This window comes from Geomonas terrae, from assembly GCF_004791675.1.
GTDB classification, from domain to species: Bacteria; Desulfobacterota; Desulfuromonadia; order Geobacterales; family Geobacteraceae; genus Geomonas; species Geomonas edaphica.
Map to the genome: position 1 here is coordinate 73,617 of NZ_SRSC01000006.1, position 12,312 is coordinate 85,928.

At 61.9% G+C, this 12,312-nt stretch carries 13 protein-coding genes; 1 reads left to right on the top strand and 12 read right to left on the bottom strand.

Annotation, left to right across the window (positions count from 1 at the left end; genetic code table 11):
* Positions 1 to 32 precede the first annotated feature (32 nt).
* From rpoN to lptC, 4 genes are all read right to left on the bottom strand, one after another.
* Complete coding sequence (gene rpoN, locus E4633_RS19735) at positions 33 to 1,580, bottom strand: RNA polymerase factor sigma-54 (protein WP_135872972.1); 1,548 nt, start codon at positions 1,578 to 1,580, stop codon at positions 33 to 35.
* 233 nt (positions 1,581 to 1,813) lie between these two features.
* Positions 1,814 to 2,551 carry an LPS export ABC transporter ATP-binding protein gene (gene lptB / locus E4633_RS19740; protein ID WP_135872974.1) on the bottom strand — a complete coding sequence of 246 codons (738 nt, stop codon included), beginning with the start codon at positions 2,549 to 2,551 and terminating at the stop codon, positions 1,814 to 1,816.
* Positions 2,532 to 3,032 carry a lipopolysaccharide transport periplasmic protein LptA gene (gene lptA / locus E4633_RS19745; RefSeq protein ID WP_246038263.1) on the bottom strand — a complete coding sequence of 167 codons (501 nt, stop codon included), beginning with the start codon at positions 3,030 to 3,032 and terminating at the stop codon, positions 2,532 to 2,534. The genes lptB and lptA overlap by 20 nt, the downstream gene beginning before the upstream one ends.
* Positions 3,029 to 3,649 (bottom strand): LPS export ABC transporter periplasmic protein LptC, encoded by a 621-nt coding sequence (lptC, locus tag E4633_RS19750; protein ID WP_135872976.1) that lies wholly within the window; start codon positions 3,647 to 3,649, stop codon positions 3,029 to 3,031. Before lptC ends, lptA begins: the two co-directional genes overlap by 4 nt.
* Between lptC and E4633_RS20465 the strand changes: the two genes are divergently transcribed.
* Positions 3,579 to 3,803 carry a hypothetical protein gene (locus tag E4633_RS20465; protein WP_162605045.1) on the top strand — a complete coding sequence of 75 codons (225 nt, stop codon included), beginning with the start codon at positions 3,579 to 3,581 and terminating at the stop codon, positions 3,801 to 3,803. The genes lptC and E4633_RS20465 overlap by 71 nt on opposite strands.
* A gap of 4 nt (positions 3,804 to 3,807) precedes the next feature.
* Here E4633_RS20465 and fcl read toward each other — a convergent pair whose 3' ends face one another.
* From fcl to E4633_RS19790, 8 genes are all read right to left on the bottom strand, one after another.
* Positions 3,808 to 4,737, bottom strand: a complete 930-nt coding sequence (gene fcl, locus E4633_RS19755) for a GDP-L-fucose synthase (protein WP_135872978.1) — start codon at positions 4,735 to 4,737, stop codon at positions 3,808 to 3,810.
* A complete protein-coding gene (gene gmd / locus E4633_RS19760) occupies positions 4,727 to 5,779 on the bottom strand; it encodes a GDP-mannose 4,6-dehydratase (protein WP_135872980.1) in 1,053 nt (350 codons plus the stop codon). The genes fcl and gmd overlap by 11 nt, the downstream gene beginning before the upstream one ends.
* A 75-nt stretch (positions 5,780 to 5,854) precedes the next feature.
* Positions 5,855 to 7,318, bottom strand: a complete 1,464-nt coding sequence (gene hldE, locus E4633_RS19765; RefSeq protein WP_135872982.1) for a bifunctional D-glycero-beta-D-manno-heptose-7-phosphate kinase/D-glycero-beta-D-manno-heptose 1-phosphate adenylyltransferase HldE — start codon at positions 7,316 to 7,318, stop codon at positions 5,855 to 5,857.
* Between the two features lie 65 nt (positions 7,319 to 7,383).
* Complete coding sequence (locus E4633_RS19770) at positions 7,384 to 7,749, bottom strand: four helix bundle protein (protein ID WP_135872984.1); 366 nt, start codon at positions 7,747 to 7,749, stop codon at positions 7,384 to 7,386.
* Between the two features lie 60 nt (positions 7,750 to 7,809).
* Positions 7,810 to 8,757, bottom strand: coding sequence for a hypothetical protein (locus tag E4633_RS19775; protein WP_135872985.1), 948 nt, complete (start codon positions 8,755 to 8,757; stop codon positions 7,810 to 7,812).
* 44 nt (positions 8,758 to 8,801) lie between these two features.
* Positions 8,802 to 9,593, bottom strand: a complete 792-nt coding sequence (locus E4633_RS19780; RefSeq protein ID WP_135872987.1) for an HAD-IIA family hydrolase — start codon at positions 9,591 to 9,593, stop codon at positions 8,802 to 8,804.
* A gap of 45 nt (positions 9,594 to 9,638) precedes the next feature.
* A complete protein-coding gene (locus tag E4633_RS19785; protein WP_135872989.1) occupies positions 9,639 to 10,454 on the bottom strand; it encodes an aldolase/citrate lyase family protein in 816 nt (271 codons plus the stop codon).
* Positions 10,455 to 10,488: 34 nt separating this feature from the next.
* Positions 10,489 to 12,300 carry a thiamine pyrophosphate-binding protein gene (locus E4633_RS19790; RefSeq protein WP_135872991.1) on the bottom strand — a complete coding sequence of 604 codons (1,812 nt, stop codon included), beginning with the start codon at positions 12,298 to 12,300 and terminating at the stop codon, positions 10,489 to 10,491.
* Positions 12,301 to 12,312 lie beyond the last annotated feature (12 nt).

Below are 12,312 nucleotides of genomic sequence, written 5' to 3' on the forward strand. Positions count from 1 at the left end.
CTCGCCCGCCGCCGCCGACGGCGGTGTCCGCGTTAGAAATGCTTCTTGCGCTCCGAGGAGGAGCCGATGCGGAGCATCTCGCGGTACTTGGTGACGGTGCGCCGCGCGATGACGATGTTGTGGTCGGAGAGAAGCTCGGCCAGGCGCTGGTCCGAATAGGGGCGCTTGGGGTCCTCGTTGTCGACGAGCTCCTTGATCTTGCTCTTCACGCTCTCCGAGGCGATGAAATCCCCCTCGCCGGTGGAGATCCCCGAGTTGAAGAAGTACTTGAGTTCGAAGAGCCCCTGAGGGGTCTGCATGTACTTGTTGGTGGTGACGCGGCTGATGGTGGACTCGTGCATGCCGATGTCCTCGGCGATGTCGCGCAAAACCAGCGGGCGCAGATGCTCGATGCCGCGGTCCAGGAAGTCGCGCTGGAACTTCACGATGCTCTTCGCCACCTTGAAGATGGTGCGCTGGCGCTGCTGGATGCTCTTGATGAGCCAGATGGCGGAGCGCATCTTCTCGCCGATGTAGTCCTCGGCCACCTTGTCCACCGGTCGGCTCGACTTGGCGTCCGGGGCGTAGAGCGGGTTGATCCTCAGGTTCGGCATCCCCTCGTCGTTCAGCATCACCACGTACTCGTCGCCCACCTTGTGCACGAAAATGTCGGCCGAGATGTACTGTACGTCGTCGCTGCCGAAGACGCGCCCCGGCTTCGGGTCGAGCTCGGCGATGATGCGGGTGGCGGCGAGGATGTCGTTCACGTCCACCCCGAGCACCTTGGCGGCCTGCTTGTACTTGTGGCTCTCCAGGTCCTTCAGGTGGTCGCGCAAGAGCGCCTCGACGAGGCTTCCCCCCATACCGAGGCTCGCCACCTGCAAAAGCAGGCACTCGCGCAGGTCGCGGGCACCGACGCCGACCGGGTCGAACTCCTGGACCCTTTTGAGCACGGCATCGACGAGCGGTACGAGGACGCTCCCGGCGTAGCCGTCCAGCGCGTCGTTCACCTGCTCTTCCGGTGCGTTGCCGGCGACACCGCCCCACTCGAGCGCCTCCTCGCGGAAGGGGGTGGCCTGCACGCAGGCCTGCGCCACGTCGTCGAGCCCGGCACGCAGGTAGCCGTCCTCGTCGATGTTCCCGATGATCTCGGCCCCTATCGCCATCTCACGGTCGGTGAGACGGGTGAGGCTTAACTGCCAGATGAGGTGGTCGAAAAGGGTCGATTTCTTGGTGAGGAGGTTCTCGAAAGAGGGACGGTCCTCGTCGTCGTAGTACTGCTCGCCGGAGCTGTAGTTGTAGCCGTCGATGTAGGAGTCCCAGTCGGCCTCGCGGGTTTCCTCGCCGGCGCGCACCTCCTGGAAGTCGCTCGCGGCAGCCTCCGGTTCGGCCTCCTTCTCGCGCATTTCGAGCTGCTCTGGCTCGCGCACCTCCTCCTGTTCGATAACCTCGTCGAGGATCGGGTTCTCTTCCAGCTCCTGCCGCACCACGTCCTGGAGTTCCAGCCGGGAGAGCTGGAGCAGCTTGATGGCCTGCTGCAACTGGGGGGTCATCACCAGTTGCTGACTCATCTTCATCTGCTGGCGCATCTCAATTGCCATAAATCCTCACTGCCGAAACCTGAAAACGTTCTACGTTATGTTCTACGTTTAAAAAACCGCCGTTTCCTGCGATTGTTTCCGAATTCCGTGCCGTGTAAGAAAGGAAAAGCTCCCATGTTCATGGAGTCCCGGCTCTCTTTGTTCTCATTATAGCGCAAGGAAGGAACTTTGGCGACCTGCCTCGCATTTTTAACGTAGAACGTAGAACCTAGAACATAGAACGTGCTTCTTCCTTACAGCCTGAACTTGTCCCCGAGATAGATCTCGCGTGCCTTCTTGCTTTGGGAAATCTGCACCGGATCGCCTACTTCGAGCACCTCGCCGGCGTTCATGATGTAGGCCTTGTCGCATACACCGAGCGTCTCGCGGACGTTGTGGTCGGAAATGAGAACCCCGAGCCCCTTCTCCTTCAACGCGGTGATGATGCTCTGGATGTCGATCACCGCGATCGGATCGATCCCCGCGAACGGCTCATCCAAGAGGATGAAGGCGGGATCGGTGGCAAGCGCCCGGGCGATCTCGACGCGGCGCCTCTCCCCACCGGAGAGGGCGTAGCCGCGGCTCCCCGCGATGTGACCGATGCGGAACTCGGCGAGAAGCTCCTCAACGCGCTCGCGGCGTCGTACCGGGGTGAGATCCATGGTCTCCAAAACGGCCAGGAGGTTGTCCCTCACCGTCAGGCGCCGGAACACGGAGGGCTCCTGCGGCAGGTAGCTGATGCCGCGCCGCGCCCGCTGGTACATGGGAAGCCCGGTGATCGGGTCGCCGTCGAGGAAGACCTCCCCCTCGTCCGGCCTGGTGAGCCCGACCACCATGTAGAAGGTGGTGGTTTTACCGGCGCCGTTGGGGCCCAAAAGACCCACCACCTCTCCGGAATGGAGCTCGAGGTCGACCCCCTTCACCACCATCCGCTTATTGAAACCCTTGGCGAGCCCTTTCGTGTAGAGGGTGCTACCGCTTCTGCCCGGCATCTTTACCCCCCGGATGGATGACCGCTTCCACCCGCTCCTTCGGACCGCTGGTGACAACGCTTTTCTGCTCGTTCACGTAATATACGATGACCTTTCCGGTGACGACGTCTTCACCGGACACCACCCTCGGGTTGCCGTCCAGGGTGATACGTGCTGTTTTCGGGTCGTACACGCCGTGGGCGCCGGTCGCCTGCCGCTCAAGCTGCACGATGCGAACGTTGCCGAAGGCCTCGACCTGGCTCACCTCGTTGCCGGGGCCGCTGTAGGAGACGACGAGACGGTCCGCGTAGAGCGTCATGTCCCCCTGGCGGGCGACCACTTTCCCCTCGAAGGTGGCGGTCTTTTTCTCGTTATCGGTGGTAAGCGTGTCGGACTTTACTTTTAAAGGCTCTTTGCTGCTTCCCGTCGCCTGGGCGCCGAAGGCCGCCGCCGCGAAAAGCGAGAGAGCGAGAACCGAACCGAAGAGGATACGTCGCATCATTTCCCCTCCTGCCGGTACACTGCGGTGACCTCTTTCATCAGCCTGAACTTCCTCGTCTGCGTCTGATACTCCATTCCCGTTCCTTCCAACTGGCTCCCGATATCGGTGAGCCTGACCCGCTCCGCGGTCGTCAACAGGGTGCGCGCCGCGATGTAATTTACGCGGGGGGCAAAGAAGCCGTACCCCTTGTCGCTCTTACCCCGTACGTCTCCTATGAGGGAGACATCCCTGGTGCCGTTATGGTACTCGGCGTGCTGTGCGGTGATCTCCAGATCGCCCACGCCGCCCGCGCCGTGCACCAGCATCCGCACTCCGGTCAGGTAGGAGATGTCGGTTTTCTTGTTATACTCGGCCCGGTCCGCGGTGAGTTCCCACCTTTTAGCCCCCTGTTTGGTTTCCGTGTAATGGAACTTCTGCAGGGAGACATCCACCTGCACGGGAAGCTTGCGCACCGCGAGCCTGGGTGCAGCTTCCTGCTGCATTCGGAAAACTATGGTGGCTATCACCAACAAGGAGGCAACTACTGCCAGGACGCCGAGGAATCGCTTGAAATTATTGAAGTTATGCATGATTTCGAGGCAAAGTATAGCATCTAAAAAATTCACTGTAAAGCGCATTTTGCTGCGCCGTGAAAGTTTTGGCACAAAGATTGAAAAAGGCAAAAAAACAGCAGTTCACGGCGTGGAGGATGCGTGGGCGGCGTTCCAGGTGAGGGGTGACCGCCCCGGTCAAACCGGGACGGTCAGTGCGGCAGGATGTCGGGAAAGTTAACGGTTCAGGCGCGGTTTTCCAGGTACCACCGGTAGGTACTCGCGAGCCCCTCTTCGAGCTCGATCTCGTGGCGCCAGCCGAGTTCGTGAATCCGGCTCACGTCGCAGAGTTTTCTGGGGGTGCCGTCGGGCTTGGAGCTGTCGAAGAGGGTCTTTCCGGTGAAGCCGACGACGGCGGCGACCTTCTTCGCCAGTTCGCCTATGGTAAGCTCCTCGCCGCTCCCGATGTTCACCGGATCCCACCCCTCGTAGCGCTCCATGAGAAAGAGCGAGGCGCGGGCCACGTCGTCCACGTGCACGAATTCGCGGTAGGGGGTGCCGGTCCCCCAGATGGTGACATCTGCGGCGCCCGCCGCCTTCGCCTCGTGGAACCTGCGGATGAGGGCCGGGAGCACGTGCGAGGTGGTCAGATCGAAGTTGTCGTTCGGGCCGTAGAGGTTGGTCGGCATGGCGCTGATGAACCTGGTGCCGTACTGGCGGTTGTAGGACTGGCACATCTTGATGCCGGCGATCTTCGCGATGGCGTACGGCTCGTTGGTCGGCTCGAGCGGACCGGTGAGCAGGGACTCCTCCCTGATCGGCTGCGGCGCGAGCTTCGGGTAGATGCAGGTGGAACCGAGCATGAGGAGCTTCTTTACGCCGACTAAGTAGCTCGAGTGGATCACGTTGTTCTGGATCATCAGGTTGTCGTAGATGAAGTCGGCCGGAAAGCTGTTGTTGGCGACGATTCCCCCCACCTTGGCGGCGGCAAGGAGAACGTAATCGGGGCGCTCGGCCTCGAAGAAGGCGCGCGCCGCCGCCTGGTCGCGCAGGTCGACTTCCGAGCTTTTGCGCAGCACGAGGTTCTTAAAGCCGCGACGCTCCAGTTCCCGCACCAGGGCGGACCCGACCAGGCCGCGATGGCCGGCGACGAAGATCTTCGCGTTATTTTCCATCCGCCCGTTGCTCCCTTTCGGCGTAGGCCAGGTCGGCCTGCGTCATCATCCGCACCAGCTCGGCGAAAGAGGTCTTCGGCTCCCACCCGAGCTCGCGTTTGGCCTTGCCCGCGTCACCCAGGAGAAGGTCCACCTCGGCGGGGCGGAAGTAGCGCGGATCGATCTCGATGACGGTCTTGCCGGTGGCCCGGCTGATGCCGACTTCCCTTTCCCCCTCTCCTTCCCAGGAAAGCGGCATGTCGAGGCTGCCGAAGACGATTTCGGCAAACTCGCGCACGCTGTGGGTTTCCCCGGTCGCCACCACGTAATCGGCGGGCTTATCCGCCTGCAGCATGCGCCACATCGCCTCCACGTAATCGCCGGCAAAGCCCCAGTCCCTCTTCGCCTCGAGGTTACCCAGGTAGAGGCGCTCCTGCAGCCCGAGTTTTATGCGCGCGGCGGCGCGGGTGATCTTCCTCGTCACGAAGGTCTCGCCGCGGCGCGGCGACTCGTGGTTGAAGAGGATGCCGTTGCAGGCGAACATGCCGTAGCTCTCCCGGTAGTTCATGGTGATGTAGAAGGCGTACGCCTTGGCGCAGGCGTACGGGGAGCGTGGGTAGAAGGGGGTCGTCTCGCGCTGCGGCGTCTCGACAACCTTGCCGTAGAGCTCCGAAGAGGAGGCCTGGTAGAAGCGGGTGTTGAGCCCCGCCTCGCGGATCCCCTCAAGGATGCGCACCGCACCGAGCGCGTCGACCTCGCCGGTGTACTCGGGGACGTCGAAGGAGACGCGGACATGGCTCTGGGCGCCCAGGTTGTAGATCTCGTCGGGGTGGATCTCACGCAACAGGCGGTTGATCGAGCTTGCGTCGTTCAGGTCGCCGTAATGGAGAAAGAGGCGGGTGTTCTCCTCGTGTGGGTCGCGGTAGATGTGATCGATCCTGCCGGTGTTGAAGGAGGAGGAGCGGCGGATCATGCCGTGCACCTCGTACCCCTTGGAGAGCAGAAGTTCCGCCAGATACGAGCCGTCCTGCCCGGTGATCCCCGTGATAAAAGCTTTTTTCATGACCCCTCCGGAAAAATTAAGAACTCAAAATGAATAGCATAGAAGCGGCGCACCTCAAGCCCCGGCGGCGCACTTTCACCCCGAAGCGAGGATCTTTTCGATGATCCTGGTCGTGGAGCGGCCGTCGACGAACTCGATGAGGGCGACCCTACCGCCGTTGGCCTCGACCACCTCGCGCCCGACCACGTTCTCGATGCTGTAGTCTCCACCCTTGACCAGCACGGCAGGGCGCAGCGCCTCGATCACGGAAAGAGGGGTGTCCTCGTCGAAGAGCACCACGTAGTCGATGCAGCCAAGGGCCGCGAGGATGTGCGCCCGCTCCGATTCCTGGATGAGCGGCCTCCCCTCCCCTTTAAGGCGGCGCACCGATGCGTCCGTGTTGAGCCCCACTACCAGCAGGTCCCCGAGCTCGCGCGCCTTCTGCAGGTACTTCACGTGCCCCACGTGCAGAAGGTCGAAGCAGCCGTTCGTGAAGACCACCTTCTTGCCGCGCTCGCGCGCCTTGGCGATCAGGTGGGTGAGGACGTCGAGGTTCTTGATCTTCGCGTCGCTGTCGCTCAGGCCGTGCGCCGCCTCGACCACGATCTCCTCGGGGGAGACGGTGGAGGTGCCGAGCTTGCCCACCGCGATGCCAGCGGCGACGTTGGCCACCCAGGCGGCGTCGGCTATGGTGAGGCCGCAGGCGATCCCCAGCGAGAGGACCGAGATCACCGTGTCCCCAGCGCCGGTCACGTCGAAGACCTCGCGTGCCACGGTGGGGATATGCACCGCCTCTCCGTGGACCGGGAAGAGCGACATGCCCGCTTCGCTGCGGGTGATGAGGAGCGCATCGAGTTCGAGCTCGGAGAGGATCGCGCCGGCCGCCTTTTCCAGCGACGTCATGTCGGTGATGGCGACCCCCGAGGCGATCTCCGCCTCCTTGCGGTTCGGGGTGAGGAGGGTGGCGCCGCGGTACTTGCCGAAGTCGTTCCCCTTCGGGTCGACGACGACCGGCACGCCGAGCTCGCGCCCCTTCTTGCAGATGGCGGTGAGGACCGCCGGTGTGAGCACCCCCTTCATGTAATCCGAGACGACGACGACGTCGAAGCTCTTCAGGTGGGCGTCCATGTAGTCAAGGAGCACCCGCTCGCTTGCAAGGCCCAGCACCGACTTCGTTTCCCGGTCGATGCGCACGATCTGCTGGTGAGCGGCAAGCACACGGGTCTTCTTGCTCGTTTTCCTTTCGGGGTCCTGGAAGAGCCCAGCGAGGTCCACGCCTTTTTCCTCCATGGCGCGGCGCAGCAGTTCTCCGTCCTCGTCGTTGCCGATCACCGAGCATACCGCCACCTGGCACCCGAGGGCGATCAGGTTGTTGACCACGTTGCCCGCGCCGCCAAGGCGCAGGTCCTCATGGGACACCTCGACCACCTGGACCGGTGCCTCCGGCGAGATGCGCTCCGCCTTGCCCCAGAGGTACTCGTCCAGCATCAGATCGCCGATGACCAACACCCGTATCGATCCGGCGCGCTCGAAAAGTGATTCTATTTCTCGTCTATCCATAACTTCTCCCAAAAAACGTTCAGCGTTCAACGTTCAACGTTCGCCGGCACCTTCTTCCAGGCCGGCTATGCCTTACGTTGGGACGTCTTCAAGAACCTAATAAATCCATTCAGTGTGTTGCTAATCCGGTTACAGCGCATGATCACGTCCTCAAAGGCTTCACGGCTGAAGTAACCGATGTCCAAGCCGGCATACGCAAGACTTTTGACCTCCGAAGCGGACCCACGGGAAACGATGAGATACTGAATAAGTTCCCGGTTGCTGCCTCTGTCAAAGCCTTCCGCAATATTGGACATAACCGAGACGGCTGCTCGTTGTATCTGATCCTTGAACCCATAATCCTTGCATTCACCAAGGAATTTGTAGATATCGGCCACAAGCAAACGAGCTTGTTTCCACGAATCAACATCTTCAAAGCGCTCTATTCTCAAGACGTCACCTCCTATTCGGCTAACAGGCAAGATTTCTTGAACGTCGAACGTTGAACGGGGTTAGGCGATCCTATCCAGTATCCCCGCCGCTAAGAGCGGGATCATGATCTCATGGTGTCCGGTTACGGTGTAGCCGTGGCTCTTGCCGGAAGTCGGACGCTTCACGACGTTGGTAAGCGGACGGTAGTGCTGCTGCATGTCGAAGTTCGCCGTGGTGAAGTGATCGACGTGGTGACCCAGGTTCTGCGCGATGGAGAGGGCCTTCAAGAACACCTCGGGAAGAAGCACGGCGCTGCCGATGTTCAGGTAGACGCCGCCGTCGCCCAGCTGGGAGACCACGGAGGTGAAGATCTGGAAATCCGTGTAGCTCGCCGCACCGATGACCGCGCCGTCGGCGGAGGGGTGCTGATGGGTGATGTCGGTACCGACCGCGACATGAACGGTGATGGGAATCCCCTTCTTGGCGCAGGTGGCAAGAAGGCTCTGCTCGCGATAGGGGAGCTCGCGCTCCAGGATCATCCGCCCGAGCGACTCGCCGTGCCCGAGCCCCTTGGCAACCCCTTCCTTGAGTGCTGCGTTGATCTGCGCCCCGGTCTCCTCGGCCATGCCGAAGTTGCCTGCGTGCAGAACGACGCCCACATCCTCGCTGGTGGCGCCGATGAGCGCGATCTCGAAATCGTGGATGGAACCGGCCCCGTTAAGCGCAACGGCGGTGATCACGTCGGCCTCGATCAGCGCCTTCAATACGGGCTGCAGCCCGCACTTGATCACGTGCCCGCCCATGGCCATCACGACCGGCTTCCCCTTCGCCCTGGCCGCCACCACGGCATCGATGATCCGGTTCAGGGCCTGCGCCCCCAACTGGTTCGGCATGGCGGCAAGGAGATCGGACACGGTCATGCCGGAACGCACCGGCTGGGCGAAGTCGTGCTTGACGTTCATCTTGTTCTTGCGGGTAGCGATGGGATAGGTGGTGACACCTGAGAAATCCATTGGTTTGTAGCTCATTTTAGCCTCTCCTGCCTCTCGCGCATGGGGTAGCACTCCTCATGTCAGCAACTCGTAAAAAGTACATCTTTCAGTTCTCGAATGTCACGAACCACTTGCATCTGGTCGAACGTCACAGCCGGTTTCTCTTCGGCAATGAGGATGGAAGCGCAGCCGAAACGTCGCGCCATCTCCATGTCACTTGTGAAGGAATCCCCCACCACGGCGATCTCGTCCTTGTTGAGCCCCCAGTCCTGACAAAGAAGCTCCATCATGAACGTGTTGGGTTTGCCGGCCATGTAGTCGGCCTCCCTCCCGAAGAAGCTTTCCACAGCCGCGACGATGGGACCGCAACCCGGCAACAGCCGCCCTCCCTCCACGGGAAAGCTCCTGTCCCTGTTGCAGACGATCAGCCTGCAATCCCCGCCGATCATCGGCCCGGCTTCGGCAAGCCTGTCGTAACTGAAACCGGGGTCGAGCCCAACGATCACCGCCTGAGCGCTGCGGCCGTCCTCGGTGACGCTGATGCCTCGAGAACCAAGTTCGTCCCTCAGCCCCTGGGTGCCGATGCAAAACACCTCTCCAAGTGACGCAGCGCAGGCGTATTGCGCACAGGCAAAGCCGGAGGTATAGACCTGCCGAAGATCCGCCTCGAGCCCCAGTCCTACCAGCTTTTGTCGCACCTGCTCGCGGGTCCTTCCGGACGCGTTGGTAAAATAGAAAACCATGAGCCCCTGTTCGCGCAGGAACGCCAGGGTCTCGACGGCGCCGTCTATGGCGCTTTGCCCCAAGTAGATCGTCCCGTCCAGATCAAAAGCGATCCCCTTCAGCGAGGGGAATCGAGGCCTGCATTCCATAGTCGGCTCCGTGGAGCGGGCGGGCAGGTGCCGCCCGCACAGACGCTATTCGTACTTTCCGCCAGCTTCTTCGATCAGACGACGGTACCTGCTCTCCAGCATGACGATGCGCTGGTTGTCCTCGGCGTAAATCATGCCGTAGTAGTCGCGCTTGTTCTTAAGCCACATGAGCTCGAAGCCTACTGCCTTCAGGATCCCTTTGTCGTAGCCGTCGGAGAGCGCTGCGGGGCACTCGAAAATGACCTTGCGGGTCTCGTAACGGTCCACGAAACCGGCCGGGAGCTCCTTGATGAAGGGGACCGTTTCCTTGGAGACGCCGCCTCCCACCACGCACTCCATCCCCTTGGCCTTGGCCTGGCTGAAGATCTCGCGGGCGATACCCAGCACCTCCGGGGAGTTGACGTATTCGCGGTCCTTGCCCATGGAGCCGGTCAGGTCGACGCGCCCCAAAACGACGCCGTCGAGTTCCGCGATCTCTGGGAGTTCCAGCATCTTCCCGAAGTTGCGGCAGGCGTCGATGGTCTCGATGTTGACGAGGAAGTCCACTTCATCGCGCTCTTCGGGAGGAAAGGCAAGCTTCACCGCGCCGAGATACTTGTGCAGCGCGTACGGGGTCTCTACCATCGGTGCGACCAGGTGCTTAACACCGATGGCGCGGGCGTTGTACATGTCGAGCAGGGCTTCGCAGCCGCCCACCTTCACCGTTAGGTCGAGCCCCGCCTTGGAGATCACGTCCTTGAGGCGCAGCGCCTCCTCCATCCTCGTCCCTTCGGCTTCAAATTCGGCTTTCACACCCGTAACGTGATGATTCTCACGCAGGTCGACCAGCGCTTCAACCATCCGTTTTTCGAGATTGTTCATTTAATCCCCCCTGTTGATAGCCAGCACAAAAGATTTATTCAGATTTCCACTCATCAATCAGCATGTTCTGGGCAAATTCATCCCGATCGAGGAACGGGTACATGTCCTCGAGAGGCTTGGACACGATCCGGCCGTCGGGTTTCTTCTCGGATGAGAGTTTCGGTTCGAAGGCGTAGTCGGGCAGCAGGCGAACATCGCACACGACGGGGCCCGGCATGGCGAGCACCCGGGAGAGCGACTCGGCCACGGCTTCGTTGCGGTCGATCACGGCGGAGCAAAGCCCGTAAGCGGTGGCGATCTTCGCCGGATCCGGAAAGCTAACGCCGCTTCTTGCGTCGCACCCGGCGAAGCGGCCGTTGAAGAAGGCGCTCTGCGTCTGGCGGATCGAGATGTAGCCGTCGTTGTTGAGCACGAACAGTTTTATGGGGAGCCGGTAGTGCGCGACCGTCTGGAGTTCCTGGATGTTCATCTGCAAGCTGCCGTCGCCGGCGAGACAGATGACCTGTTTCCCCCCGGCGGCGATGCAGGCGCCGATGGCGGCAGGGAGGTCATACCCCATGGAGGCGCAGCCGGAGTTCCAGAACACGCGCTGTCCCTTTTTCACCTTCGCCGCCTGGAACAGGACTACGCAGGCCGTGCCGTTACCGGCTACAACGATGGCGTCCTCAGGCAACTGCTCGGTCAGGACCTGGATGAAGTGGTAGGGGTTCACCAGTCCCGTCGCGCTCTGCTGCTCTGGGAGCACCGCGGGGTAGCGCCGCCTGCGTTCGGCGCACCAGTCGCGCCACGTACCGAAGTCGGGAAAACGGGTGCCGGCAACCTGTCGCAGCATTTCCAGGCAGAACCCCTTCGCATCGGCGCGAATGGCGAGGTCCGGGCGCACCGTCGGCTTTGCGAGCTCCGCGGGGTCGATGTCGACCACCACCTTGTAGGCCGCACGCGCGAAGGTCTGCCAGCCGTAGCTTACCTGCCTGATGTTGTTGCGGCTCCCGATGGACAGCACCACGTCCGCATTCTGCAGCGCAAAGTTGCCGGCCCGGTTGCCAATCGTGCCTATGCGCCCGACGTATAACGGGTGATCGCCTGGCACAAGGTCCATCCCGGAAAAGGTGGAGAGAACAGGCACGCCGATCAACTCCGCAAGACGCAGGAACTCCTCGGCACCGCCGGAGAGACGGATGCCGTGTCCGGCCACGATGACCGGCCGCTTGGCACCGGCAAGCCGTTCGAGCACCTGGGCGACCAGCGCGGGAAGCTCCGCCTCGCCCCCGGCACACTCGGGCTCCGGGCTGAACCCCTCCAGGCTTTCCTCGTCTACCAGCGCCCCCTGGACGTCCAGGGGAACATCGAGCCAGACCGGCCCCGGCCTGCCGTGCGTGGCCAGATGCAGCGCCTTCTCCAGGAGGAAGCGGCACGACTTGGGGTCGGCGATGCTGGCGGCGAACTTGGTCACCGGGCGCACCATGTCCACGATGTTGATCTCTTGATCGCCCAGTTGGCGCAAACCGAGTTCGCGGCAGCTGTCGATGGTGGTCTCGCGCTTCACCTGACCGGAAATATAGAGACCGGGAACGGAGTCGAGCCACTGACCGATGAGGCCGGTGAGGGTGTTGGTGCCTCCGGGGCCGGAGGTGACGACGCACACGCCGATCTCGCCGCTCACCCGCGAGTACCCTTCGGCCCCTATCGCCGAGGCCTGCTCGTGGTGGTTGCAGATGTAGTTGAGCTCCGGGCAGGACCCGACTGCGTCGTTGAGGTGCATCGCGCCGCCGCCCGTTATCATGAACACGTCCTTGACTCCGTATTCGACGAGCCTTTTCACCAGGTAATCGGCCACTCTTATCATGCGTATCTCTCT

Bases quoted from the DNA above. Each gene is read 5' to 3' on its own strand.
- rpoN (WP_135872972.1), bottom strand. From the start codon at position 1,580: ATGGCAATTGAGATGCGCCAGCAGATGAAGATGAGTCAGCAACTGGTG.
- lptB (WP_135872974.1), bottom strand. From the start codon at position 2,551: ATGCCGGGCAGAAGCGGTAGCACCCTCTACACGAAAGGGCTCGCCAAG.
- lptA (WP_246038263.1), bottom strand. From the start codon at position 3,032: ATGATGCGACGTATCCTCTTCGGTTCGGTTCTCGCTCTCTCGCTTTTC.
- lptC (WP_135872976.1), bottom strand. From the start codon at position 3,649: ATGCGCTTTACAGTGAATTTTTTAGATGCTATACTTTGCCTCGAAATC.
- fcl (WP_135872978.1), bottom strand. From the start codon at position 4,737: ATGGAAAATAACGCGAAGATCTTCGTCGCCGGCCATCGCGGCCTGGTC.
- gmd (WP_135872980.1), bottom strand. From the start codon at position 5,779: ATGAAAAAAGCTTTTATCACGGGGATCACCGGGCAGGACGGCTCGTAT.
- hldE (WP_135872982.1), bottom strand. From the start codon at position 7,318: ATGGATAGACGAGAAATAGAATCACTTTTCGAGCGCGCCGGATCGATA.
- E4633_RS19775 (WP_135872985.1), bottom strand. From the start codon at position 8,757: ATGAGCTACAAACCAATGGATTTCTCAGGTGTCACCACCTATCCCATC.
- E4633_RS19780 (WP_135872987.1), bottom strand. From the start codon at position 9,593: ATGGAATGCAGGCCTCGATTCCCCTCGCTGAAGGGGATCGCTTTTGAT.
- E4633_RS19785 (WP_135872989.1), bottom strand. From the start codon at position 10,454: ATGAACAATCTCGAAAAACGGATGGTTGAAGCGCTGGTCGACCTGCGT.
- E4633_RS19790 (WP_135872991.1), bottom strand. From the start codon at position 12,300: ATGATAAGAGTGGCCGATTACCTGGTGAAAAGGCTCGTCGAATACGGA.